Origin of the sequence: Streptomyces sp. NPDC126510, assembly GCF_040302345.1 — a bacterium.
In the GTDB taxonomy this organism is placed as follows: Bacteria; Actinomycetota; Actinomycetes; order Streptomycetales; family Streptomycetaceae; genus Streptomyces.
Genome location: NZ_JBEORR010000013.1, coordinates 199,675 through 223,178, shown reverse-complemented (window position 1 = coordinate 223,178; position 23,504 = coordinate 199,675). Strand labels below are relative to the sequence as shown.

Genomic DNA, 23,504 nt, shown 5'->3' with positions numbered 1-23,504 from the left:
CCCCATGCGCCGTTCGAAAATCGTCTGTACTCTCGGCCCCGCGGTCGACTCCCACGATCAGCTTGTCGCGTTGATCGAAGCCGGCATGAACGTGGCCCGCTTCAACTTCAGCCACGGCAGCCACGCCGAGCACCAGGGCCGGTACGACCGGGTCCGTGCCGCCGCCAAGGAGACCGGCCGGGCCATCGGTGTCCTCGCCGACCTCCAGGGCCCGAAGATCCGTCTGGAGACCTTCGCCGAGGGTCCCGTGGAGCTGGTGCGCGGTGACGAGTTCACCATCACCACCGAGGACGTCCCGGGCGACAAGACGATCTGCGGGACGACCTACAAGGGCCTGCCCGGCGATGTCACCAAGGGCGACCAGGTCCTCATCAACGACGGCAACGTCGAGCTGAAGGTCACCGAGGTCGAGGGCCCCCGGGTGAAGACGATCGTCATCGAGGGCGGCGTCATCTCCGACCACAAGGGCATCAACCTGCCCGGCGCGGCCGTCAACGTGCCCGCGCTGAGCGAGAAGGACATCGAGGACCTCCGCTTCGCCCTCCGGATGGGCTGCGACCTGGTCGCGCTGTCCTTCGTCCGGGACGCCAAGGACGTCCAGGACGTGCACCGAATCATGGACGAGGAGGGCCGCCGCGTCCCCGTCATCGCCAAGGTGGAGAAGCCGCAGGCGGTGCAGAACATGGAGGACGTCGTGATGGCGTTCGACGGTGTGATGGTCGCCCGCGGTGACCTGGCCGTCGAGTACCCGCTCGAGAAGGTCCCCATGGTGCAGAAGCGCCTGATCGAGCTCTGCCGGCGCAACGCCAAGCCGGTGATCGTGGCGACCCAGATGATGGAGTCGATGATCACCAACTCCCGTCCGACCCGCGCCGAGGCCTCCGACGTGGCCAACGCGATCCTGGACGGCGCCGACGCGGTCATGCTGTCCGCCGAGTCGAGCGTGGGCGCGTACCCGATCGAGACCGTGAAGACGATGTCGAAGATCGTCGCCGCGGCCGAGCAGGAGCTGATGTCCAAGGGCCTGCAGCCGCTGGTGCCGGGCAAGAAGCCGCGCACGCAGGGCGGTTCGGTGGCCCGGGCCGCGTGCGAGATCGCCGACTTCCTCGGCGGCCGGGGCCTGGTGGCCTTCACGCAGTCCGGCGACACCGCCCGCCGTCTCTCGCGCTACCGCGCGGTGCAGCCGATCATCGCCTTCACCACCGACGAGGGCACGCGCAACCAGATGGCGCTGAGCTGGGGCGTGGAGCCGTACGTGGTGCCGTTCGTGAACAGCACCGACGAGATGGTCGACCTGGTGGAGCAGGAGCTGGTCAAGCTCAACCGCTTCAACGACGGCGACATCGTGGTCATCACCGCCGGTTCGCCCCCCGGCGTGCCCGGCACCACCAACATGGTGCGGGTCCACCACCTGGGCGAGGCCAAGGGCTGATCCGCACGGGCTCCGTGAGGGCCCGTACACGGCACCGAGGGCGCCCCCTGGGATCCAGGGGGCGCCCTCGGTGTGTGCGGCTCCCGAAAGGGCTCTGAGGGGCGCTCAGCCGGTGACGAAGTTGTGCAGCCCCGGCACGTGCAGGGTCCCGCCGAACTGGCCGGCCTGCTGGACCTTCACGTTGGTGAAGTAGATCAGCGGGATGTTCAGCGGCGGCGGGTGCTCCGGGTCGAACGTGATCGGTATCAGCCCGAGCAGGTTGCCCGAGATGCTCTCGGTGTACATCACGGTGTCGCCGTCGCGGATCGTGGACGTCGAGCCCTTGGCCGCCTGCACGTGGTAGGTCTTGCCGGACTGCTTGTCCTGGACGGTCTGGTGCAGGTCGCCGATGTCGGTGCCGCCGGATATGACGTACTTGAGCACCTTCTTGACGGTGCCGTTGGCGGTGCGCACCTCGACGACGCCCTTGTAGTCGGCGCCCTTCAGCGTCAGCGAGCTGGCGTTGAGGAACCACGGGTCGTCGGGCAGCGGCACCTTGTTGTCGACGCCGCCCTCGGCGTCGGTGGCGGCCGGGCAGTCGTCGGCGTCCGTGGTGGCGCTCGGGGAGGGGCTGGGCGAGGCGGTGGCCTCCTTCGCCTTCGCCGCCGCGTCCTCGGCGGCCTTCTCGACGGCCTTGGTGGTGTCCTCCACCGTCTTGCCGGTGTCCTTCACCGTGTCGGACGCCTTGCCGGTGGTGTCCTTGACGGTGTCCTCGACCGTGCCGGCGGCCTTGTCGCTCGTGTCCTGGTCGGCCCCGGAGGTGTCCTCGGCCGGCTTCTCGGTGCTCTCCGACGCCGAGGCGGACGGGGTCGGGCCGGGACTCTCCTCGGCCTTGCTCCCGCCGTCGAAGATGCCGCCGATCGCGTCGCCGATGTCCTCCAGGACGTTGCCGCCGCTCTCGGAAGGCGAGGGGGACGGCGTGGCCTCCTCCTCGTCGCCCGCGGCGGGCGCGCTCGTGGACGGGGACGGCTTCGGCTCGGCCTTGTCGTCGGAACCTGAATCCGACGAAGAAGAACCGCCGTTGTTCGCCTCCGTACCGCCCGAGGGGGACGGCTCGGGGGCGGTGCCGCCCTGGTCGTCCTTCTCGTCCGTCGCGCCGTCGCTCGCCGAGGGGGACGGCGTGGGCGAGGCGGAGTCGTCGCCCTTGGAGTCCTCGGCCTTGTCGGCGTCCTCGAGGGCCGCCACACAGTCCTTGTACTCGTCGGCCGTCAGGCTCTTGGAGGTCGGCGCCGCCGGGGTGTCGCTGTCGGCTATGGCGAGCGTCGACGTGAACCCCATGCCCATGAGCACCGCCGTCGGCATCGCCGCCATGGCTATCGCCTTGCCGGTCGGCCTGCTGAACCTGGTGAACAGCGGCTTCTTGGGTGCCGCGTGGCGCGGCCCGGTTCTCACACGGAACGCCTCCACATCAGCCCCGTGGGTCACCTCGTCAGCCGGCACTGTGCCTCCCGTTCGCCCCGTTGGCCGGGTTCGTTCCTGAAAGATCGTTCGGCTCGTCCGCCCCGTCCACGGCCTTGAGCACCGTGGTGTCGTGGTCCGTGGCCCCGGGAGTCCCGCCCATGCCCGTGCTGGCCATGGCGGCGGGCTGTCCCGCGGGCGGTGCGCCCGGCGCCCAGGCCACGGCCATCGCCCCGCCCACGAGGGCGAGGAGGAAGCCGATGAGGAAGCCGCCGATGTTGGACACGGGGAGGGACACCAGCGCCAGCAGGATCGCCGCGACTCCCGCGAAGACGCGGACGTGCTTCTGGAACCAGAGGCTCACGCCCAGTACGACGAGCAGCACGCCGATGATCAGGGACCCGGCACCCGCGGTGGTCGCCATCGCCAGCGTCAGGTGGCCGATCTGGAGGTTCGCGTACGGGAAGTAGGCGATGGGCAGTCCACCGAGGAGGACGAACATCCCGGCCCAGAACGGCCGCTCACCCCGCCAGGCGCGGAACTGCTGCCTCCGGACGGTGAACTGGCCGGTGGCGGCAGGAGTCTCGGCGCTCATGGAAAAACAGCTCCCTGGTACAGCGTTGCTGTGGTGGTGATGTGGGCCCCGCGTGAAGGCGCGGCCGGAAGGTGGACGGGCGGGGGCGCCACCGGCTCCCCCGCCCGTCAGTGAGTGCTTAGTAGCACTCCTTGACACCCGTCGACAGCGACATCTTCAGGCCGCTGAGCTTGAAGGTTCCGGCGGTGGTCGCCCACGCCGTCTGCTTCACGTCGGTCAGGGTCGCCTTGTCCGCCTGCTGGGCGAAGCCGAACGGGTTCGCCGTCTCGCCCTTCCGCATGGCCGGACCCTTGTTGGCGTCCTTGGCGGCCACACCGATGTCGATGTTCTCGAACGTCGCGTCGGCGCTGAGATCGGCGACATCGATGTAGAGGTTCTGGGCCTTGACCGGCTCCGCACCCTGACCCGCACGCAGGATCAGGCTGACGTTCCCGAGCACCGGAATGTTCGGGGTGACGACCGACTGGCACAGGTTCTTGATCGTCGCCGACTTGAACGACGAGACGGCGACCGGGTGGACGGCCTTCTTGCCGTCCATCGTGTATCCCTCGTCGAGGGCGCCGTACTGCGAGAAGCCCTCACCGACGAGCTGGTCGGTCGTGACCTTGAACGACTGGCCGGAGACACTGAACGACGCGGCGAGAGCGCCCTGCGCGAGGGCGACACCTATCGCAGCCGTGGCGGCGACGCTGGGCACCATGACCACAGCGAACCGCTTCCATCTGGTCCCGCCACGCACCTGGGACTCCATATTTCCTCCTTCTCGGACGTACATCTCCTGTCCTGGCTCGCACCGATTGGCGGCTCAGCCGGGCAGGGATGGGAGAAGTGCTACGTCCTCGGGAAGGAGAGCGCCTGCACTCGGCGGCGCAACTGCGCCCGAATCACCGGCGATCACCCCCGAGCGACAACCACTGGTCGCGCCTGACACGCATCACGCACAACCCTGCTGGACAGGCTTCGCCGGAAGGACGAAGACCCCCCTGTCCAAGAGCCGGCGCCACTGCCGCCGGCTCTGCTCGGTGGGGACCCACGTTGTCCCGTGACCCAACCGGCTGCCGGGGTACGGGAATGGACCGAGCGTGGCCGATCGTGGTGCATTCTCGCCGCCCGCACAAGGGGGTTCGTTACTCGCTAGTAACGGCCGGATAACCGAACAACGACCCATCGGTCTCGGACGACGACTCAGGGTGGTGCCGGACGGCGGTACAAAGCTGTTGATCGATGGACAGAATCCGACAGATCAACGCCCGTGACTTACTCCTAGTAACAGCGGCCGCGATTACCAAGTTTTGGTAAAACGCGGCCGCAGTGACCTGCTGTGGGCAAACTTTTCACGCGGGCACCACATGCCCGCATGTTTAACGACTGGTCAGAACAGGGCGCGCGCCAGGGCCCTGCGGGCCGCGATCACGCGAGGATCGTCGGGTCCGACGACCTCGAACAGCTCCAGCAGCCGCATCCGCACGGTGTCCCGGTCGTCACCCACCGTGCGCTGCACGGTCTCGATGAGCCGGCCGAACGCGTCCTCGACATGGCCGCCCACCAGATCCAGATCGGCGGCGGCGATCTGCGCCTGCACATCGGCCGGCTTGTCGGCGGCGTCCCGGCGCACCTGCTGCGGGTCGACACCCTGCACCCGCTGGAGCAACTCGGCCTGCGCGAGACCCAGTTTGGCCTCCTCGTTGCCCGGGTCCTCGTTCAGCACGTTCCTGTACGCCTGGACGGCACCGGACAGATCGCCCGAGTCCAGCGCCTGCACCGCGGCTTCGAGGAGCCCGTCGTGCGGGCCGGCCGGCCGCTCGGGAGCCGCCTGAGCACCGCCCGCATCGGCCTCGGGGTCGACGGTGAGACCGGTCAGGCCGAAGCGCTGCTCGCCGACCTGTACCAATTGGTCGAGGGTCTGCCGGATCTGCGCCTCGCCCGCCGCTCCCTGGAAGAGCGGCAGCGCCTGTCCCGCGACGACCGCGAACACCGCGGGGATTCCCTGGATGCCGAACTGCTGCATCAGCATCTGGTTGGCGTCGACGTCGACCTTGGCGAGCAGGAAGCGGCCGTTGTACTCGACGGCCAGTCGCTCCAGGACCGGGCTGAGCTGCTTGCAGGGCTCGCACCACTCGGCCCAGAAGTCGATGACGACGGGGACCTCGGCGGAACGCTGCAGGACGTCCCTCTCGAACCCCGCCTCATCGACGTCGATGACGAGATCGGCCGGGGAGATCGCCCCCGTCCCGCCCTCCCGGGCTGCTTGCGCGCGCGCCTGCTCCGCCTTCGCCTTGGCCTCCTGGGCCGCCTTCACCGCGGCGAGGTCGACGACTCCGCTCATGGACATGTTCCGTGGCTGCATGCGCCTATCCTCCCCCGTCCCGCGCGCGTGTGTGAAAAACGGTGTGAAAGCAAGGCCGGTCCGTGCCTTTCGGCGCCGGGTCCCCACCCCACGCCGGGTGTACCGAGGCCCGTGTACGTCCCTCACGGGCTTTCGCTACGAGTCGTAGCGTAATGCCACACCGTACCGCCGGGACACCACCCCCCGGTGATCTCCCTCACGGCGCCCCGCGGGAATGGCCGGTTTATGGTCGGGAGATGGAGAGCCGCAGCCCAGCCAGCCGCACCGGGCGCCCGCGCAGCGCCACGGCGGACGCCGCGATCCTGGCCGCGACGCGCGAGGCGCTCGTGGAACTGGGCTGGTCCAAACTCACCCTCGGAGACGTCGCGACGCGCGCCGGGGTTGCGAAAACGACGCTCTACCGCCGCTGGGCGGGCAAGAACGAACTGGTGGTCGACGCGGTCGCGGAACTCTTCGACGAGCTGGAACTCCCCGACCGCGGCTCACTGGCCGCCGACATCGAGGGTGTGGTCCTGCAGTTCGCCATGATCCTGGCTCTTCCGGAGGCGAAGAGCGGCCTGATGGCGGTCGTGGCGGAGGCCACTCGCGACGAGGCGCTGCGCGAACGCATCCGGGCCTCGGTCGTCGACCGCCAGAAGCGCCTGGTCCTGGAGGGCCGCGCGCGGGCCCAGGTCCGGGGCGAACTCCCCCCGGAGCCGGACCCTGCCTCGGCCGACCGCACGGTGGACCTGATCTTCGACATGGTGGCGGGTGCGGTGGTGCACCGGACCCTGGTGAGCGCGGAACCGGCGGACGAGGAATGGGTCCGCGGCTTCACCAGGGTGCTGCTGCACGGCCTGGGCGGCTAGGGCCCGCCGTCGCACGGCAGGCCCCGGCTCAGAACCCGGCCGGCTCGGTGTACACCCCCCACTCGTCCCGCAGCACGCCGCAGATCTCCCCGAGCGTGGCCTCCGCGCGTACCGCCTCCAGCATCGGATCGATCATGTTGGCTCCGCTGCGGGCGGCGGCCAGCATGGCGTCGAGCGCGGTGCGCACCGCGGCGTCGTCACGAGCCGCCTTCCGCCCGCCGAGCGCCCGGACCTGCTCGCGCTCCACCTCGTGGCTGACCCGAAGGATCTCCAGGTCTCCGGTGACCGACCCGTCGTGACAGTTGACGCCGACGACCCTCTTGTCGCCCTTCTCCAGCGCCTGCTGGTACCGGAAGGCCGACTCGGCGATCTCCCCGGTGAACCAGCCGTCCTCGATGCCGCGCAGGATCCCGGAGGTGATCGGGCCGATCGGGTGCTGCCCGTCGGGGTGCGCCCGCAGACCACGCTCCTTGATCTGGTCGAAGATCTTCTCCGCGTCCGCCTCGATGCGGTCGGTCAGTTGCTCGACGTACCAGGAACCGCCCAGCGGGTCGGCCACGTTGGCGACGCCGGTCTCCTCCATCAGCACCTGCTGCGTGCGCAGCGCGATCTCGGCCGCCTGCTCGCTCGGCAGGGCGAGGGTCTCGTCGAGGGCGTTGGTGTGCAGCGAGTTCGTCCCGCCGAGCACGGCCGCCAGGGCCTCCACGGCCGTCCGTACGACGTTGTTGTACGGCTGCTGCGCGGTGAGGGACACGCCCGCGGTCTGCGTGTGGAACCGCAGCCACTGCGCCTTCTCGGACTTCGCGCCGTAGACGTCGCGCATCCAGCGGGCCCAGATGCGGCGGGCCGCGCGGAACTTGGCGATCTCCTCGAAGAAGTCGACGTGCGCGTCGAAGAAGAAGGACAGGCCGGGGGCGAAGACGTCCACGTCCAGCCCGCGCGACAGGCCCAGCTCGACGTATCCGAAGCCGTCCGCCAGGGTGTACGCCAGCTCCTGCGCGGCCGTCGAGCCGGCCTCGCGGATGTGGTAGCCGGAGACGGACAGCGGCTTGTAGGCGGGGATGCCGGCCGCGCAGTGCTCCATGAGGTCGCCGATGAGCCGCAGATGCGGCTCGGGCTGGAAGAGCCACTCCTTCTGGGCGATGTACTCCTTGAAGATGTCCGTCTGGAGCGTGCCGTTGAGGACGGACGGGTCGACGCCCTGCCGTTCGGCGGCGACCAGGTACATGCAGAAGACGGGGACGGCCGGACCGCTGATGGTCATCGACGTCGTGACGTCACCGAGCGGGATGTCCTTGAACAGGACCTCCATGTCGGCCGCCGAGTCGATGGCGACCCCGCAGTGCCCGACCTCGCCCAGCGAGCGCGGGTCGTCGGAGTCGCGGCCCATGAGCGTCGGCATGTCGAAGGCGACCGACAGCCCGCCTCCGCCGTTGCGGAGGATCATCTTGTAGCGCTCATTGGTCTGCTCGGCGTTGCCGAACCCGGCGAACTGCCGGATGGTCCACGTCCGCCCCCGGTAGCCGGTCGCGTACAGGCCACGGGTGAAGGGGTACTCACCCGGCCAGCCGATCCGGTCGAACCCGTCGTAGGTGTCACCGGGCCGGGGGCCGTACACCGGCTCCACGGGGTCGCCGGAGAGCGTGGTGAAGTCGGCCTCGCGCTTGCGAGCGGCGTCGTACCGGGCCTGCCAGCGGCGGCGGCCCTCGTCGATGGCGTCAGCGTCCATACCCTCGAATTTACTTGGACGTCCTAGTAAATGTCGATGGCTGACGGGAGTGACCTGGCGAACGGGTGAGAACGACCGCCGCACGCGTGCGTGCGGCGGTGGCGCCTGCGGGCGGCTACGCCTTGGCCGGCGCGGGCGCGTCCTCGGCGATCCGGGCTTCCAGCTCGTGGCTGATCCGGCGCTCCACGAAGAAAGCGGCCGTGGGAACGGTCCCGGCGAGCAGCACCCACAGCTGCTTGCCGACCGGCCACTTCGCCTTGGAGCCCAGATCGAAGGCGAAGATCAGGTACAGGACGTACAGCCAGCCGTGCGCGATGCCGACGACGCGCGTGAAGTCATCGGCGCCGTCCATCTTCAGCAGGTACTTGGCGATGACGCCGATGGTCAGCAGGACCAGCAGGACGCCGGTGACGTAGGCCATCACGCGGTAGCGGGTCAGCACGCTCTTCTTCATGCCGTCGAGCGTAACGACCCGTTCCGGGAGATCTTGCCCCGGGTCACTCCTCCTCGAAGTCACCCGCCGAGACGCGCAGCGGCCGCAGCATCGCGAAGATCTCCGCGCATTCCTCGGCGTCGTACACCCCGAGCCCGAAGTCCATCGCCATCAGGTCGCGGGTGGCCGACTCGACGACCTCGCGGCCCTTGCCGGTGATGCTGGCGAGGGTGCCGCGGCCGTCGTTCGGGTTGGGCCGTTTGGCGACCAGGCCCGACTTCACCAGCCGGTCCACGGTGTTCGTCACGGAGGTGGGGTGCACCATGAGCCGCTCGCCGATCTTGGACATCGGCAGCTCGCCGGACTTGGAGAAGGTGAGCAGCACCAGCGCCTCGTAGCGCGCGAACGTCAGCCCGTACGGCCTGACCACCGCGTCGACCTCGGCGAGGAGGATCTGCTGGGCCCGCATGATCGAGGTGATCGCGGCCATGGACGGCACGTTTCCCCAGCGCTGCTTCCAGCGTTCGTCGGCACGCGCGATCGGATCGAAGGAGAGACTGAGCGGCTTCGGCACGGAGCCGACCTTACCGGCCGGTCACATGGTGGTCAGCTCCGTCTCGCCCTTCGGGCGCGGGCACCGCTTCACGCACCTGGGCCGCCGTTCCGGGCGGTTACTCGGCGAGGTGCCGCTCCACCGTCTCCACCTTGGACGTGAGGCCGTCCGTCACACCGGGGCGGATGTCCGCCTTGAGGACGAGGGAGACCCGGGGCGCTCGGCGCTCGACCGCGGCCACCGCACGCCGGACGACGTCCATGACTTCGTCCCACTCCCCTTCGACGGAGGTGAACATCGCGTCGGTGCGGTTCGGCAGCCCGGACTCGCGCACCACCCGCACGGCGTCGGCGACGTACTCCCCCACGTCCTCGCCGACCCCGAGCGGCGTCACGGAAAAGGCGACGATCATGCGCCCACCACGCCTTCCTTGCGCGCGCGGGAGGCGATGACCGCGTCCTCGGCCTCACGCCGGAGCCTGCGCTCGGCGAAGAACCCGCCGGCGGGCAGCACCGAGAGGACGAAGTACAGCGCGGCGGTGTTCAGCGACCACTTCGCCCGGTTCCACGCGTCGGCCCAGAAGATGACGTACAGGACGAAGAGCGCACCGTGCACCGCACCCATCACCGGCACGGCGTTGAACTCCGTGGTCCGCTTCAGCACGGAGCAGACCAGCAGGAGGAGGAAGGAGATCGCCTCGGGGGCCGAGACCAGGCGGAGGCGGCGGATGGCGGTGGCGGTCTTGAGGTCCACGGGTCACCTTCGGTGGGAGTTACGCGGCGGTCTGGTCGATCGATACGGCTGGCACGGTCCGACGGTTTGTGAACGCGCGCACAAGCGTCCCGCCCATTGTGGCAAACCACCGCGGCCCCTCCGGCCGGGGGTCCCGCCCCGGCCCCCTAAGGGTGTGATCAGGGTCGTTCTCCACCCCCGGGCCCTGTCCGCGGGGCCCGGCCTGCCGATACCTTCCAGTCGTGGCGATGTTCCGACTTCAGAGCAGCAAGGTGCTCGCCGTCGACATGACCGGAGACGCCGTCAAGGCGAAGAACGGCTCGATGGTCGCGTACGACGGTGAGATGGCCTTCAAGAAGCTCAGCGGCGGCGGCGAGGGGATCCGGGGAATGGTGACCCGGCGGCTGACCGGTGAGCAGATGACGTTGATGGAGGTGAAGGGGCGCGGGACCTGCTGGTTCGCGGACCGTGCCTCCGAGATAAACCTGGTCAGCGTCCAGGGCGACAAGCTCTACGTCGAGTCGAGCAACCTGCTCGCGACCGACGGCGGGCTGCGCACGGGCACGGAGTTCACCGGGCTGCGCGGCGCCTCGCAGGGCAACGGGCTGTTCACGACGACCGTCGAGGGCCACGGTCAGGCGGCGATCATGTCGGACGGCCCGGCGGTGGTGCTGCGGGTGAGCGCGCAGTACCCGCTGACCGTCGACCCGGGGGCGTACGTGGCACACCAGGGGAATCTGCGGCAGTCCTTCCAGTCCGGTGTGACGTTCCGCACGCTGCTCGGGGAGGGCGGCGGCGAGGCGTTCCAGATGCGGTTCGAGGGGGACGGGCTGGTGTACGTGCAGCCGAGCGAGCGGAACACGATCGCGGGAGACGTGTGACATGGCCTTCCGGGAGATCAACGGAAAGATGGTCGAGGCGACGGTCGCGCCGGGGCAGCGGCTGTTCAGTCAGCGCGGCGCGATGCTCGCGTACAAGGGCGAGGTGTCGTTCACGCCCAACACGGCGGGCGGCCAGGGCGGGATCATGTCGATGATCGGCCGCCGGGTGGCGAACGAGGACACCCCCCTGATGACCGTCGAGGGCAGCGGCACGGTCCTGTTCGGGCACGGCGGGCACCACGTCCAGGTGATCCGCCTCACCGGCGACACGCTCTACGTCGAGGCGGACCGCCTCCTGGCCTTCGAGGGCTCGCTCCAGCAGGGCACGATGTTCCTGGGCTCGCAGGGCGGCGTCATGGGCATGGTGCGGGGCCAGGTCAGCGGCCAGGGACTGTTCACCACGACGCTGCAAGGGCACGGTGCCGTGGCGGTCATGGCTCACGGCGGTGTCATCGAGATCCCGATCAGCCCGCAGCGCCCGGTCCACGTGGATCCCCAGGCCTACGTCGCCCACCACGGCGACGTCCGCAACAAGCTCTCGACCGCCCTGGGCTGGCGGGACATGGTGGGCCGCGGCTCGGGCGAGGCCTTCCAGCTGGAGCTCAGCGGCAGCGGTGCGGTGTACGTCCAGGCGTCGGAGGAGAAGCTGTGAGCACGTACGGAACCCCGGGCGCCGGCCCCGTGGTCTTCGACCCGGCGACCCTGCCGCCCGACGACAACGTCAATCCCTACACCTTCTGCGTGGAGCTCAAGGGGAGCCAGTGGTTCCTGCAGAAGGGGAAGATGATCGCCTACTACGGCTCGATCGACTTCAACGGCGTCGGACACGGCCGGCTGGACCGTCTCGTGCGCACCTCGTTCCATTCGCCACTGCACGCGAGCGACTGGGTCGTGGCCGAGGGCTCGGGCAAGATGCTCCTCGCCGACCGGGCCTTCGACGTCAATTCGTACGACCTCGAGGACGGCAACCTGACCATTCGCTCGGGCAACCTGCTCGCTTTTCAGCCAACTCTCGCACTGAAGCAATCAATCGTGCCGGGTTTTCTGACCCTCATCGGAACCGGAAAGTTCGTGGCCGCGTCCAACGGACCGGTGGTGTTCATGGAACCGCCCATCCGGGTCGACCCCCAGGCCCTGGTCGGCTGGGCCGACTGCCCCTCCCCGTGCCACCACTACGACCACGGGTACATGACCGGCGTCATGGGCGGTCTACGTGCACTGACGGGCCTCGGAGGCGCCTCCGGCGAGGAGCACCAGTTCGAGTTCGTCGGTGCCGGGACGGTGCTGCTCCAGTCGTCCGAGACCCTTATGGCCGAGCAGGCCACGGGGACCGTTCCGCACCAGGCCGGGGTGCCCGGCGGCGGGGCGCACAGCCCCCAGGCGGGGCAGCCGGGCGTACCGCGTCTTCCCGGACAGCTGGGCGACCTCCAGCGTCGCTTCGGGCTGTGAGCGGTAGTCTGCGGAGTGTGACATCGAACGTCTACGCACCCGTGTTCGGCAGGCGTGCGCTGTCACACGAAACCCCTCACTAGTTCGCCTTTCAACTTTTTAGGTAGACTTCATTCATGGAGACCGAGACGGCCACCCGCTGGCTGACCGATGCGGAGCAGTGCGCTTGGCGCACCCACCTGGAGGTCAACAGGCTGTTGACGTACCAGCTCGAGAAGGACCTGCAGCCGTTCGGCCTGACAATGAACGACTACGAGATCCTGGTGAATCTCTCCGAGTCCCCCGACCAGAGGATGCGGATGAGCGACCTCGCCTCCGCCACCCTCCAGTCCAAGAGCCGCCTCTCGCACCAGATCACGCGCATGGAGAACGCGAACCTGGTCCGGCGGGAGAACTGCGAGTCGGACCGCCGGGGCCTCTACGCGGTCCTCACCGACCATGGCATGTCCACGATGCAGAAGGTCGCGCCCCACCATGTGGCGTCCGTGCGCAGGCACTTCATCGACCTGCTGTCCCCCGAGGCCCTGACCGAACTCGACAAGGGCCTCAAGCCCATCGCGGAGCACCTGCGCGGCCAGCGCGGGCGTCCGTAACCGGCCGAAGCCGGCTAGGCGAGCGGCAGGCGGAGTTCGAACAGGGCTCCGCCTGCGGTTCCCCGCCCGGCTGTGAGGGTGCCGCCGTGCCGGACAGCGACGTCCCGGGCGATGGCGAGCCCCAGCCCGGCTCCGCCGTCGTCGCGGCTGCGGGCGGCGTCCAGTCGGACGAACCGTTCGAAGATCCGCTCCCGGTCGTCCTCGGGCACCCCGTCGCCGTCGTCCGCCACCCCGACCACGGCCCGGTCACCCTCGCGCCGCACGGTCACGGTGACGGCCGACCGGGCGTGCCGCTGGGCGTTGTCGAGCAGATTGGCCAGCACCCGCCCCAGCTGCCCCCGCGATCCGGCCACCTCCACCGGCTCCGCGTCCACGGTGACACCCGCCCGCCCCTCCGCCTCCTCGCGGGCGAGTCCGGCAAGGTCGATCTTCGCGTCACTGGGCCGCTCCCCCGCGTCCAGCCGGGCGAGCAGCAGCAGATCGGCCGCCAGCCGCTGCAGCCGGACGGTGTCCTCCACGGCCCCGTCGAGGTCCAGCAGCTCGGGGTGCGCGGCGGCCACCTCCAGTTGCGTGCGCAGCGAGGCGATCGGACTGCGCAGCTCGTGGGAGGCGTCGGCGACGAACCGCCGCTGCCGCTCCACGGACGTCTCCAGTGCCGCGAGCGTCTCGTTGGTGGTGCTGGCGAGCCGGGCGATCTCGTCGTGTGTGTCCGGCTCCGGAACGCGCCGTGCGAGGTCCTCGGAGTGGGTGATCGCGGCCATCTCGCGCCGGATCCCCTCCACGGGCCGCAGGGCCCGCCGGGTGACCAGCCAGGTCACGGCGGCGACGACTCCGAGCAGCAGCGGGAAACCGATCAGCATCACCGTCAGCGCGGTCCGTACGGCCCCGTGCTCGGCGGCCAGCGGGGAACCGGCGTAGACCTTGAGGTGCCCCCGGTCCTGGGTCTCCACCTCGACGGCGGCGAAGCGGTAGTCCTCCGGGTCGCCGTCGATCGTCGCGGACCCGTTGCTGAAGACGCTCTCCCCGGAGATCTCACCGGGTTCGAGGGCCTCGCCCGCGTCCTCGGCGTCGTCATCGTCGTCGGCCGTGGGCGTCACGGCCGGCTGCGGCTTCACCTGCCCGCTGTCGGTCCCGCTGATCTCCTCCAGATCCTCACTGGCCGCGACCAGCCGCCCGTGCTCGTCCAGGACCTGCACCGGCCCGTCGTCGCCGTCCAGCCCGGAGAGCTTGTCGTAGGGCGTTCCGGCGGCGAGCTCGGAGGCGACCGCCCGCGCGGAGCGCTCCGCCTGCGTACCGGCCTCGCCGATCAGGTTGGACCGCAGGGACAGCAGCACGGCGGCCCCGGCGGCGACGAGCGCCACCGCGACCACGAGGGTCGCTCCCAGCGTGGCCCGCGCCCGGACGGACCCGAACAACCGCCTCACGGCGAGGTCTCCAGCCGGTAGCCGGCCCCGCGCACGGTCCGGATCAGCCCCGCCCGCAGCTTCCGCCGCAGCGTGCTGACGTACACCTCGACGATGTTCGGATCGCCCTCGTACGCGAAGTCCCAGACGTGCTCCAGGATCTCCGACTTGGACACCACCTCGCCGGCCCGCAGCACCAGCTGCTCCAGCACGGAGAACTCCTTGGCGGTCAGGGCGATCTCGTCGTCCCCGAGGAACACCCGGCGCGCAGCGGTGTCCACCTTCAGATCGCCGTGCACATGCACGGGTGACGCCCCGGCCCCCTGCCCTCGCCGCCGCAGCAGCGCCTTGACCCGGGCGACGAGCACGACGTACGAGAACGGCTTGGTCAGATAGTCGTCCGCGCCGGTGTCGAGCCCCTCGGCCTCGTCGTACTCGCCGTCCTTGGCGGTCAGCATGAGGATCGGCACGTCGTGCCCGGCGGCGCGCAGGGCGGCGCAGACCCGGTAGCCGTTGAGGCCGGGCAGCATGATGTCGAGGATGACCAGGTCGTACGTGCCCTCCGAGGCCTGGTGCAGCCCTTCCCGGCCGTCGTGGACGACGTCCACGGCGTACCCCTCGGCCGTCAGGCCCCTGGCGAGCGACAGGGCCAGCCGCTTCTCGTCCTCCACGATCAACAGGCGCATGCGTAAAGAGTGGCAAAGGCAAGCTGAAGATCCCTTCAGGGGGCTTCAGGTTCCTCTCAGCCTCCGTCCGCCAGAGTCGAAGACGTCGAAAACGAAACGACTCGGGAGGAATCCGCATGAAGCGCAACATCGTGATCGCCGCTGTGACCGCTGCCGCTCTGATCGGAGGCGGTACGGCCACGGCCCTCGCGACCACGGGAGACGACGGGGGCTCGGCGCGGCAGGCGGCCACCACCCAGCTGTCGAACGATGACGTCCGGGACGACGACGGCGACCGGGACGACGACGCCGAGAAGACGGTGTCGGCGGACGTCACCGCGTCCGAGGCGATCGCCTCCGCGCTGAAGCACACCTCGGGCACGGTCGTCTCCGCGGAGCTGGACGACGAGGACGACAGCGACAAGGTGACCTGGAAGGTCGACGTCCTGTCCGGCGACAACACCTGGCACAGCGTCAGCGTCGATCCGTCCAGTGGCAAGGTCCTGGGCTCGCAGACCGACGACGAGGACGACACGGCGCGGGTGCGGGCGGCCCTGAAGGGCTCGTCGGTGACCGCCGAGGAGGCCGCGAAGGCTGCCGCCGACAAGGGTGTCGTGACGTCGGTCGACCTCGACGAGGACGGCAAGAACAAGTCCTGGGAGGCCGAGACCCGCACGTCCGGCGGCGCCGAGCAGGACTGGAAGATCGACCTCACCTCGGGCAAGGTCACGGCGGACCGCACGGACGCCCAGGACGACGACGCGGACGACGCCGACGACCAGGACTGATCACCAGCTGCCCCACTCCACGGCCCCGGCGTCCGTCTGACGCCGGGGCCGGGTGGGTCCGCAACGCTGCATCGCAAAGTGCCGCCGCGTCGGTGCCGAGGCCGGGTGGGTCCGCAACCCGGCGGAACGGGGTGCCTCCCCCAAGCTCTCGGCTTCGCTCGAGCAGGGGGGACCCCCACGCCCACCCGTGCCGCCCCTAGCGGCACGCATGCCCGCAGCTGGGCGCGCCAAGACGCTCCCGCACCCGCGCACGGCGAGAAGGGGCCGTGTCGGGGGGTGTCCGCCCGCAGCGGTTGTCGCGTCAACGGGGAGTCAGTCGGCACGCAAGTCGATCGCGACGTTCCGAGGACGGACACCCCCCGGCGCGGCCCCGACCCCCACCCGGCATCACGCGAAGACGCGCACCCCCACCGAAGCAGCCCGAGGCCGCCGCAGGCACCCGCCCGACCCGGCGATCGACGAAGACGCGCAAGAGCCTCCGGCAACAGACCCAGCGGACGCCCACCGACACGGCACCCGCTCAGCCCTCCGTCAACCCCGCGACCAGCTCGTCAGCCGCCCGGTAGGGATCCAATTCGCCCGCGATGATCCGCTCCGCCAGCGCCCCGAGGCGCCGGTCGCCGTGCAGGTCCCCGATCCGCTCCCGCAGCGCCGTCACCGCGATCGTCTCGACCTCCCGCGACGCCCGGGACAGACGCCGCTCCGCGAGGACGCCCCGCTCCTCCATCCAGGCCCGGTGCTTCTCCAGCGCCTCGACGACCTCGTCGACGCCCTCCCCCCGCGCTGCGACCGTCTTCACGATCGGCGGCCGCCAGTCACCCGGCCCCCTGGACTCCCCCAGCCCCAACATGTGGTTCAGCTCGCGAGCCGTCGCGTCCGCCCCGTCCCGGTCGGCCTTGTTCACGACGTACACGTCGCCGATCTCCAGGATCCCGGCCTTGGCCGCCTGGATCCCGTCGCCCATCCCGGGCGCCAGCAGCACGACGGACGTGTCCGCCTGCGAGGCGATCTCCACCTCGGACTGCCCGACCCCCACCGTCTCGACCAGGATCACGTCACAGCCGGCGGCGTCCAGGACCCGGATGGCCTGCGGAGCGGCCCAGGCCAGGCCGCCCAGATGCCCGCGCGTCGCCATCGACCGGATGTACACGCCCGGGTCGGACGCGTGCTCCGACATCCGCACCCGGTCCCCGAGCAGCGCACCACCCGAGAACGGTGACGACGGGTCGACGGCGAGCACGCCGACCCGCTTGTCCTGCTTGCGGTACGCGGAGACCAGCGCCGAGGTCGACGTGGACTTGCCGACCCCGGGCGACCCGGTCAGCCCCACCACGTACGCCCCACCCGTCAGGGGCGCGAGCGCCGCCATGACCTCCCGCAGCTGCGGGGACGCCCCCTCCACCAGGGAGATCAGCCGGGCCACGGCCCTCGGCCGGCCTTCCCTGGCCTGGGCCACCAGGGTGGAGACGTCCTGCATCACAGCTCCGTTCAGATAGGGGACGTACCGAAAATCAGGCCTGGGCCCCGGGCACGCGCACGATCAGCGCGTCACCCTGCCCGCCGCCACCGCACAGCGCGGCCGCACCCACGCCACCCCCACGCCGCTTCAGCTCCAGCGCGAGATGCAGCACCAGACGCGCACCGGACATCCCGATCGGGTGACCCAGGGCAATCGCACCACCGTTGACATTCACCTTTTCGGTGGACACGCCGAGATCCTTCATGGACTGCACGGCCACGGCCGCGAACGCCTCGTTGATCTCGATCAGGTCGAGGTCCGAAACCTCCAGGCCCTCCTTCTTCAGCGCGTGCAGGATGGCGTTGGACGGCTGCGACTGCAGCGAGTTGTCCGGCCCCGCCACGTTGCCGTGCGCCCCGATCTCGGCGATCCACTCGAGGCCCAGCTCCTGTGCCTTGGCCTTGCTCATCACGACGACGGCGGCGGCACCGTCGGAGATCTGCGAGGCGGAACCGGCCGTGATCGTGCCGTCCTTGGAGAAGGCCGGACGCAGCTTCCCGAGCGACTCCGCGGTCGTGTCGCCGCGAATGCCCTCGTCCTTGCTGAACAGCACCGGGTCGCCCTTGCGCTGCGGGATCTCGACGGGCGTGATCTCGGCCTCGAACAGGCCGTTCTTCTGCGCCGCGGCGGCCCGCTGGTGCGAGAGCGCGGCGATCTCGTCCTGCTCGGGCCGCGCGATGCCGAGACGGGTGTTGTGCTTCTCCGTCGACTCGCCCATGGCGACGCCGTCGAAGGAGTCGGTCAGACCGTCGTGGGCCATGGAGTCGAGCATCTGGACGGCGCCGTACTTGTAGCCCTCGCGGGACTTCGGCAGCAGGTGCGGGGCGTTGGTCATGGACTCCTGGCCACCGGCGACGACCACGTCGAATTCACCCGCGCGGATGAGCTGGTCGGCGAGCGCGATGGCGTCGAGGCCGGACAGACACACCTTGTTGATGGTCAGCGCGGGCACGTTCATCGGGATGCCGGCCTTGACCGCGGCCTGACGGGCCGGGATCTGCCCCGCGCCGGCCTGGAGCACCTGCCCCATGATCACGTACTGCACCTGGTCGCCGCCGATCCCCGCACGGTCGAGGGCGGCCTTGATCGCGAAGCCGCCGAGGTCGGCTCCGGAGAAGGACTTGAGCGAACCGAGCAACCGGCCCATGGGCGTCCGCGCGCCCGCGACGATCACCGAGCTGTTCGCTTCGGAAGTTCCAGAAGACATGAGCTGCGATCCCCTTACCGGCTGCACAGCCGAGGAGTGAACGAGGGTTTACTTCGAATGTACTGAGTGGCACTCCGTGCCGTCATCGGGCTGTCGGTGTGATCGCGCGCACGTTGCGTAACCACCCCGGGGGCGCTGCACTGAATCCATGCTGACGCGAATCGACCACATCGGAATCGCCTGTTTCGACCTCGACAAGACCGTCGAGTTCTACCGTGCCACCTACGGCTTCGAGGTGTTCCACTCCGAGGTCAACGAGGAGCAGGGCGTGCGCGAGGCCATGCTCAAGATCAACGAGACGTCCGACGGCGGCGCCTCGTACCTGCAGCTCCTGGAGCCGACCCGGGAGGACTCCACCGTCGCGAAGTGGCTCGCCAAGAACGGCGAGGGCGTGCACCACATCGCTTTCGGTACGGCGGATGTCGACGGTGACGCCGAGGAGATCAAGGGCAAGGGCGTACGCGTGCTGTACGAAGAGCCGCGAGTCGGTTCCATGGGGTCACGGATCACCTTCCTGCACCCCAAGGACTGTCATGGCGTACTGACAGAACTGGTCACTTCGGCGCCTGTTGAGTCACCTGAGCACTGACCCTCGTACATAGGGGCCGGTAGGGTTGGGGGCGGTCGCCGCTCAGTCCAGGGTGACCGCGGTCCCGCCGTGCGACGGCAGGACCACCGGGGTCCGGGTTTCGGGGGACGAGCGTCGGGGCAGCAGCCTCTGCTCCGCCGATGATCTGACACCATTCCCCGGGGGCCCCGTTCGGCGGATGGACGGAGCTCGTTCGGTAAGAGTTGCGACCAGGGGACGGATGGGACCGCGCAGTGCGGGGCTACGAGAGCCAGGAGCGAGAGCCGGCGGCTGACGTCGACCACCTCTCTCGGTTCGAAGCCGAGATGAAGCGGCTGAAGACCGAGCGGGAAAAGGCGATCCAGCACGCCGAGGACCTCGGCTACCAGGTCGAGGTGCTGCGCGCCAAGCTGCACGAGGCGCGGCGCACCATCATGACCCGGCCCTCTTTCGAGGGGGGCGACATCGGCTGGCAGGCCGAGCAGTTGCTCCGCAACGCGCAGGTGCAGGCCGACCAGATCCGTGCGGACGCCGACCGCGAGCTGAGCGAGGCCCGGGCTCAGACCCAGCGGATCCTCCAGGAGCACGCCGAGCAGGCGGCCCGGCTCCAGGCGGAGCTGCACCAGGAGGCGGTGACCCGCCGCCAGCAGCTGGACCAGGAGCTGTCAGAGCGTCGCCAGACCGTCGAATCACACGTCAACGAGAACGTGGCGTGGGCCGAGCAGCTGCGGGCGCGTACCGAGCAGCAGGCGCGCCGGCTGCTGGAGGAGTCCCGGGCCGAGGCCGAGCAGTCGCTGGCCAGCGCCCGCGCCGAGGCCGAGCGGCTGGCGACGGAGGCCCGGCAGCGGCTGACGAGCGCGGCCGAGGAGGCCCGGGCCGAGGCCGAGCAGATCCTGCGGCGCGCCCGCACGGACGCCGAGCGTCTGCTCAACGCCGCCTCCACGCAGGCGCAGGAGGCCACGGACCACGCCGAGCAGCTGCGTACGTCGACCGTCACCGAGTCGGAGTCCGCGCGCCGCGAGGCCCAGGAGCTGAGCAAGGCCGCCGAGCAGCGGATGGCCGAGGCCGAGGAGGCGCTGCGCAAGGCGCAGACCGAGTCGGAGAAGCTGGTCACGGAGGCCAAGGAGGCCGCCGCCAAGGCTCTGGCGAGCGCGGAGTCGGCGAACGAGACGCGCACGCGCACCGCCAAGGAGCAGGTCGCCCGGCTGGTCGAGGAGGCCACGAAGGAGGCCGAGAACACCAAGTCCGAGGCCGAGCAGCTGGTCGCGGACGCCAAGGCCGAGGCCGAGAAGATCGTCGCGGAGGCCTCCGAGAAGGCCCGCACGCTCACCGCCGAGGAGACCGCGACCCAGCTGTCCAAGGCGGCCAGGACCGCCGAGGAGGTCCTCGACAAGGCGTCGGAGGACGCCAAGAAGACCACGAAGGCCGCCGCCGAGGAGGCCGAGCGGATCCGCTCGGAGGCCGAGGCCGAGGCGGACCGGCTGCGGGCCGAGGCGCACGACATCGCCGAGCAGCTCAAGGGCGCGGCGAAGGACGACACCAAGGAGTACCGCGCCAAGACGGTCGAGCTGCAGGAGGAGGCCCGCCGGCTGCGCGGCGAGGCCGAGCAGCTGCGGGCGGACGCGGTCGACGAGGGCGAGAAGATCCGCGCCGAGGCCCGCAAGGAGGCCGTGGCGCAGATCGAGGAGGCGGCGAAGTCCGCCGAGGAGCTGCTCGCCAGGGCCAAGGCGGACGCGGACGAGCTGCGCACGACGGCCCAGGCGGACAGCGAGAAGGTCCGCACCGAGGCCATCGAGCGGGCGACGACCCTGCGCCGGCAGGCCGAGGAGACCCTCCAGCGCACCCGGCAGGAGGCCGAGCGGCACCGCGAGGAGGTCGTCGAGCAGGCCGAGGCGCTCAGGGAGGACGCCGAGCGCGCGGCGCGGGAGCTGCACGAGGAGACCGAGCGGGCCATAGAGGCCCGTCGGGCGGAGGCCGCCGAGGAGCTGACCCGGCTCCAGACGGAGGCGGAGGAGCGGCTGACGGCCGCCGAGCAGGCGCTGTCGGACGCCCGTGAGGAGGCCGCGCGGCTCCGCCGCGAGGCCTCCGAGGAGAACGAGCGGCTGCGTGCCGAGGCCGCCGAGCGGATCCGTACGCTCCAGCAGCAGGCCGAGGCGGAGGCCGAGCGGCTGCGCGACGAGGCCGCGTCGGACGCGTCCGCGGCGCGTGCCGAGGGCGAGTCCGTCGCCATACGGCTGCGCTCGGAGGCGGCGAACGAGGCCGAGCGGCTGAAGTCGGAGGCGCAGGACAGCGCCGACCGGATGCGCGCGGAGGCGCAGTCCGCGGCCGAGCGGCTCGCCACGGAGGCGTCCGAGACGCTGGCCGCCGCCCAGGAGGAGGCCAACCGGCGTCGCCGCGAGGCCGAGGAAGTCCTCGGCAGCGCCCGCCAGGAGGCCGACCAGGAGCGCGAGCGGGCCCGCGAGCAGAGCGAGGAGCTGCTGGCCTCGGCGCGCAAGCGCGTGGAGGAGGCGCAGACCGAGGCCGTACGGCTGGTCGAGGAGGCCGACCGTCGTGCCACGGAGATGGTGTCGGCGGCCGAGCAGCACGCCCAGCAGGTCCGGGACTCCGTCGCGGGGCTGCACGAGCAGGCGCAGGAGGAGATCACCGGTCTGCGCTCCGCCGCCGAGCACGCGGCGGACCGTGCCCGCCGGGAGGCCCAGGAGGAGGCGGACCGGGTCCGCTCCGACGCCTACGCCGAGCGGGAGCGGGCGAGCGAGGACGCTGGCCGGCTGCGGCGCGAGGCGCACGAGGAGACCGAGGCCGCCAAGGCGCTCGCCGAGCGGACGATGACCGAGGCGATCTCGGAGGCGGAGCGGATTCGCGCTGAGGTCGCCGAGCACGCCCAGCGGGTGCGCACGGAGGCGTCGGACGCGATCGCCGAGGCGGAGCAGAGCGCCTCGCGCACCCGGGCGGACGCCCGCGAGGACGCCAACCGCATCCGGTCGGACGCGGCGACGCAGGCGGACACCCTCATCACGGAGGCGCGCGCCGAAGCGGAGCGGCTCACCACCGAGACGGTCCAGGAGACCGACCGGCTGCGGATGGACACGGTCAACGAGGCCGAGCGGGTCCGCACGGAGGCCCTGTCCAAGGCCGAGCGCGTCCGGTCCGAGGCGGCCACGGAGGCCGACCGGGTGCGGGCCGAGTCCGTCGCCAAGGCCGACCAGCTGGTCGCGGAGGCCACCGGCGAGGCGGAGCGGCTGCGGGCCGAGGCCGCCGAGACGGTCGGCTCGGCGCAGCAGCACGCCGAGCGGATCCGCCGCGAGGCCGAGCGCGTCAAGAGCGACGCGGAGGCGGAGGCGGAGCGCCTCGTCGGCACCGCGCGCGAGGAGGCGGACCGCACGCTGGACGAGGCCCGCAAGGACGCCAACAAGCGGCGCTCCGAGGCGGCCGAGCAGGTCGACAAGCTCATCACGGAGACCACGGCCGAGGCGGACAAGCTGCTGACCGAGGCGCAGCAGCAGGCGCACAAGACCACCGCGGAGGCCGAGTCGCGGGCCGACACCATGGTGGGCGCGGCCCGCAAGGAGGCCGACCGGCTCGTCTCCGAGGCGACGGTCGAGGGCAACTCCCGGGTGGAGAAGGCCCGTACGGACGCCGACGAGCTGCTGGTCGGCGCGCGCCGGGACGCCACGCAGATAAGGGAGCGCGCCGAGGAGCTGCGCGACCGCATCACCTCCGAGATCGAGGAGCTGCACGAGCGGGCCCGTCGCGAGTCGGCCGAGACGATGAAGTCGGCGGGCGACCGCTGCGACGCGCTCGTCAAGGCGGCCGAGGAGCAGCTGGCGAAGGCGCAGGCGAAGGCCAAGGAGATCGTCTCGGAGGCCAACTCCGAGGCCGGCAAGGTGCGTATCGCCGCGGTGAAGAAGGCGGAGGGCCTGCTCAAGGAGGCCGAGCAGAAGAAGACCACGCTGGTCCGCGAGGCCGAGGAGCTCAAGGCCGAGGCGATCCGCGAGGCCAAGCGCACGGTCGAGGAGGGCAAGCGCGAGCTGGAGGTCCTGGTCCGCCGCCGGGAGGACATCAACGCCGAGATCTCCCGTGTCCAGGACGTCCTGGAGGCGTTGGAATCCTTTGAGGCACCCGCCGGCTCCAAGGACAACGGAGTCAAGGCGGGCGCTTCGGTCGGCGCGCCCCGATCGGGTGGCAAGTCCTCGGACGGCTAGCCGCCCGGCCGGGCCGGGGAGCCCGATTCCGGGGCCATCCGGGGGCTTTGACCAAGTTTTGGCAAGTGATCCGCCGCTTAGCCACCCAAAAGGGGTCTCATTTTCCAGATCAAACGCGCATCC

22 protein-coding genes are annotated in these 23,504 nt (G+C 70.5%); 9 read left to right on the top strand and 13 right to left on the bottom strand.

Annotated elements, in window-relative coordinates; translation table 11 throughout:
* Window positions 1-4: 4 nt before the first annotated feature.
* Window positions 5-1,432, top strand: a complete 1,428-nt coding sequence (gene pyk / locus ABTX60_RS20840; RefSeq protein ID WP_352098473.1) for a pyruvate kinase — start codon at window positions 5-7, stop codon at window positions 1,430-1,432.
* 105 nt (window positions 1,433-1,537) lie between these two features.
* On the opposite strand, the gene ABTX60_RS20835 is transcribed toward pyk, so the two are convergent.
* From ABTX60_RS20835 to ABTX60_RS20820, 4 genes are all read right to left on the bottom strand, one after another.
* Window positions 1,538-2,911, bottom strand: a complete 1,374-nt coding sequence (locus ABTX60_RS20835) for a hypothetical protein (protein WP_352098472.1) — start codon at window positions 2,909-2,911, stop codon at window positions 1,538-1,540.
* Window positions 2,901-3,464: a DUF6114 domain-containing protein gene (locus tag ABTX60_RS20830; protein ID WP_352098471.1), complete on the bottom strand. Its 564-nt coding sequence runs from the start codon at window positions 3,462-3,464 to the stop codon at window positions 2,901-2,903. Before ABTX60_RS20830 ends, ABTX60_RS20835 begins: the two co-directional genes overlap by 11 nt.
* A 118-nt stretch (window positions 3,465-3,582) precedes the next feature.
* Window positions 3,583-4,215 carry a DUF6230 family protein gene (locus ABTX60_RS20825; RefSeq protein ID WP_352098470.1) on the bottom strand — a complete coding sequence of 211 codons (633 nt, stop codon included), beginning with the start codon at window positions 4,213-4,215 and terminating at the stop codon, window positions 3,583-3,585.
* Between the two features lie 621 nt (window positions 4,216-4,836).
* Complete coding sequence (locus ABTX60_RS20820; RefSeq protein ID WP_352098469.1) at window positions 4,837-5,811, bottom strand: tetratricopeptide repeat protein; 975 nt, start codon at window positions 5,809-5,811, stop codon at window positions 4,837-4,839.
* A 236-nt stretch (window positions 5,812-6,047) separates the two neighbouring features.
* On the opposite strand from ABTX60_RS20820, the gene ABTX60_RS20815 reads away from it, so the two are divergent.
* Window positions 6,048-6,659: a TetR/AcrR family transcriptional regulator gene (locus tag ABTX60_RS20815; RefSeq protein WP_352098468.1), complete on the top strand. Its 612-nt coding sequence runs from the start codon at window positions 6,048-6,050 to the stop codon at window positions 6,657-6,659.
* Window positions 6,660-6,687: 28 nt separating this feature from the next.
* On the opposite strand, the gene icmA is transcribed toward ABTX60_RS20815, so the two are convergent.
* The 5 genes from icmA to ABTX60_RS20790 form a co-directional block, all read right to left on the bottom strand.
* Entirely contained in the window at window positions 6,688-8,388 is a 1,701-nt protein-coding gene (gene icmA / locus ABTX60_RS20810) for a coenzyme B12-dependent isobutyryl-CoA mutase large subunit (protein WP_352098467.1), read from the bottom strand.
* A gap of 115 nt (window positions 8,389-8,503) precedes the next feature.
* The gene (locus tag ABTX60_RS20805) at window positions 8,504-8,842 is read right to left on the bottom strand and encodes a DUF3817 domain-containing protein (RefSeq protein WP_352098466.1); all 339 of its coding nucleotides are present in this window, start codon (window positions 8,840-8,842) and stop codon (window positions 8,504-8,506) included.
* A 43-nt stretch (window positions 8,843-8,885) separates the two neighbouring features.
* Entirely contained in the window at window positions 8,886-9,395 is a 510-nt protein-coding gene (locus tag ABTX60_RS20800) for a MarR family winged helix-turn-helix transcriptional regulator (protein ID WP_352098465.1), read from the bottom strand.
* A gap of 97 nt (window positions 9,396-9,492) precedes the next feature.
* The gene (locus ABTX60_RS20795) at window positions 9,493-9,786 is read right to left on the bottom strand and encodes an MTH1187 family thiamine-binding protein (RefSeq protein WP_030854324.1); all 294 of its coding nucleotides are present in this window, start codon (window positions 9,784-9,786) and stop codon (window positions 9,493-9,495) included.
* Complete coding sequence (locus ABTX60_RS20790; protein WP_352098464.1) at window positions 9,783-10,127, bottom strand: DUF3817 domain-containing protein; 345 nt, start codon at window positions 10,125-10,127, stop codon at window positions 9,783-9,785. The genes ABTX60_RS20795 and ABTX60_RS20790 overlap by 4 nt, the downstream gene beginning before the upstream one ends.
* Window positions 10,128-10,354: 227 nt before the next feature.
* On the opposite strand from ABTX60_RS20790, the gene ABTX60_RS20785 reads away from it, so the two are divergent.
* From ABTX60_RS20785 to ABTX60_RS20770, 4 genes are all read left to right on the top strand, one after another.
* Window positions 10,355-10,987 (top strand): AIM24 family protein, encoded by a 633-nt coding sequence (locus ABTX60_RS20785; protein WP_102911820.1) that lies wholly within the window; start codon window positions 10,355-10,357, stop codon window positions 10,985-10,987.
* Between the two features lies 1 nt (window position 10,988).
* Window positions 10,989-11,639 carry an AIM24 family protein gene (locus tag ABTX60_RS20780; protein ID WP_352098463.1) on the top strand — a complete coding sequence of 217 codons (651 nt, stop codon included), beginning with the start codon at window positions 10,989-10,991 and terminating at the stop codon, window positions 11,637-11,639.
* Window positions 11,636-12,436: an AIM24 family protein gene (locus tag ABTX60_RS20775; RefSeq protein ID WP_352098462.1), complete on the top strand. Its 801-nt coding sequence runs from the start codon at window positions 11,636-11,638 to the stop codon at window positions 12,434-12,436. The genes ABTX60_RS20780 and ABTX60_RS20775 overlap by 4 nt, the downstream gene beginning before the upstream one ends.
* 116 nt (window positions 12,437-12,552) lie before the next feature.
* Window positions 12,553-13,029, top strand: a complete 477-nt coding sequence (locus ABTX60_RS20770; protein WP_352098461.1) for a MarR family winged helix-turn-helix transcriptional regulator — start codon at window positions 12,553-12,555, stop codon at window positions 13,027-13,029.
* Between the two features lie 14 nt (window positions 13,030-13,043).
* On the opposite strand, the gene ABTX60_RS20765 is transcribed toward ABTX60_RS20770, so the two are convergent.
* Window positions 13,044-14,453: a sensor histidine kinase gene (locus ABTX60_RS20765; protein WP_352098460.1), complete on the bottom strand. Its 1,410-nt coding sequence runs from the start codon at window positions 14,451-14,453 to the stop codon at window positions 13,044-13,046.
* Complete coding sequence (locus ABTX60_RS20760) at window positions 14,450-15,118, bottom strand: response regulator transcription factor (protein ID WP_352098459.1); 669 nt, start codon at window positions 15,116-15,118, stop codon at window positions 14,450-14,452. The genes ABTX60_RS20765 and ABTX60_RS20760 overlap by 4 nt, the downstream gene beginning before the upstream one ends.
* Window positions 15,119-15,234: 116 nt before the next feature.
* Between ABTX60_RS20760 and ABTX60_RS20755 the strand changes: the two genes are divergently transcribed.
* Window positions 15,235-15,885: a PepSY domain-containing protein gene (locus tag ABTX60_RS20755; RefSeq protein WP_352098458.1), complete on the top strand. Its 651-nt coding sequence runs from the start codon at window positions 15,235-15,237 to the stop codon at window positions 15,883-15,885.
* A 520-nt stretch (window positions 15,886-16,405) separates the two neighbouring features.
* On the opposite strand, the gene meaB is transcribed toward ABTX60_RS20755, so the two are convergent.
* Window positions 16,406-17,362 carry a methylmalonyl Co-A mutase-associated GTPase MeaB gene (gene meaB, locus ABTX60_RS20750; protein ID WP_248504863.1) on the bottom strand — a complete coding sequence of 319 codons (957 nt, stop codon included), beginning with the start codon at window positions 17,360-17,362 and terminating at the stop codon, window positions 16,406-16,408.
* 34 nt (window positions 17,363-17,396) lie between these two features.
* Complete coding sequence (locus ABTX60_RS20745) at window positions 17,397-18,611, bottom strand: acetyl-CoA C-acetyltransferase (protein WP_352098457.1); 1,215 nt, start codon at window positions 18,609-18,611, stop codon at window positions 17,397-17,399.
* Window positions 18,612-18,759: 148 nt separating this feature from the next.
* Here ABTX60_RS20745 and mce point away from each other — a divergent pair, with 148 nt between their 5' ends.
* Both mce and scy read left to right on the top strand, forming a co-directional pair.
* On the top strand, window positions 18,760-19,200 hold the full coding sequence (gene mce / locus ABTX60_RS20740; protein WP_031107947.1) for a methylmalonyl-CoA epimerase: 441 nt from the start codon (window positions 18,760-18,762) through the stop codon (window positions 19,198-19,200).
* Between the two features lie 233 nt (window positions 19,201-19,433).
* Window positions 19,434-23,381 carry a polarized growth protein Scy gene (scy, locus tag ABTX60_RS20735; protein WP_352098456.1) on the top strand — a complete coding sequence of 1,316 codons (3,948 nt, stop codon included), beginning with the start codon at window positions 19,434-19,436 and terminating at the stop codon, window positions 23,379-23,381.
* Window positions 23,382-23,504 lie beyond the last annotated feature (123 nt).

Bases quoted from the DNA above. Each gene is read 5' to 3' on its own strand.
- pyk (WP_352098473.1), top strand. From the start codon at position 5: ATGCGCCGTTCGAAAATCGTCTGTACTCTCGGCCCCGCGGTCGACTCC.
- ABTX60_RS20830 (WP_352098471.1), bottom strand. From the start codon at position 3,464: ATGAGCGCCGAGACTCCTGCCGCCACCGGCCAGTTCACCGTCCGGAGG.
- ABTX60_RS20825 (WP_352098470.1), bottom strand. From the start codon at position 4,215: ATGGAGTCCCAGGTGCGTGGCGGGACCAGATGGAAGCGGTTCGCTGTG.
- ABTX60_RS20820 (WP_352098469.1), bottom strand. From the start codon at position 5,811: ATGCAGCCACGGAACATGTCCATGAGCGGAGTCGTCGACCTCGCCGCG.
- ABTX60_RS20815 (WP_352098468.1), top strand. From the start codon at position 6,048: ATGGAGAGCCGCAGCCCAGCCAGCCGCACCGGGCGCCCGCGCAGCGCC.
- icmA (WP_352098467.1), bottom strand. From the start codon at position 8,388: ATGGACGCTGACGCCATCGACGAGGGCCGCCGCCGCTGGCAGGCCCGG.
- ABTX60_RS20805 (WP_352098466.1), bottom strand. From the start codon at position 8,842: ATGAAGAAGAGCGTGCTGACCCGCTACCGCGTGATGGCCTACGTCACC.
- ABTX60_RS20795 (WP_030854324.1), bottom strand. From the start codon at position 9,786: ATGATCGTCGCCTTTTCCGTGACGCCGCTCGGGGTCGGCGAGGACGTG.
- ABTX60_RS20785 (WP_102911820.1), top strand. From the start codon at position 10,355: ATGTTCCGACTTCAGAGCAGCAAGGTGCTCGCCGTCGACATGACCGGA.
- ABTX60_RS20780 (WP_352098463.1), top strand. From the start codon at position 10,989: ATGGCCTTCCGGGAGATCAACGGAAAGATGGTCGAGGCGACGGTCGCG.
- ABTX60_RS20770 (WP_352098461.1), top strand. From the start codon at position 12,553: ATGGAGACCGAGACGGCCACCCGCTGGCTGACCGATGCGGAGCAGTGC.
- ABTX60_RS20760 (WP_352098459.1), bottom strand. From the start codon at position 15,118: ATGCGCCTGTTGATCGTGGAGGACGAGAAGCGGCTGGCCCTGTCGCTC.
- ABTX60_RS20755 (WP_352098458.1), top strand. From the start codon at position 15,235: ATGAAGCGCAACATCGTGATCGCCGCTGTGACCGCTGCCGCTCTGATC.
- meaB (WP_248504863.1), bottom strand. From the start codon at position 17,362: ATGCAGGACGTCTCCACCCTGGTGGCCCAGGCCAGGGAAGGCCGGCCG.
- ABTX60_RS20745 (WP_352098457.1), bottom strand. From the start codon at position 18,611: ATGTCTTCTGGAACTTCCGAAGCGAACAGCTCGGTGATCGTCGCGGGC.
- mce (WP_031107947.1), top strand. From the start codon at position 18,760: ATGCTGACGCGAATCGACCACATCGGAATCGCCTGTTTCGACCTCGAC.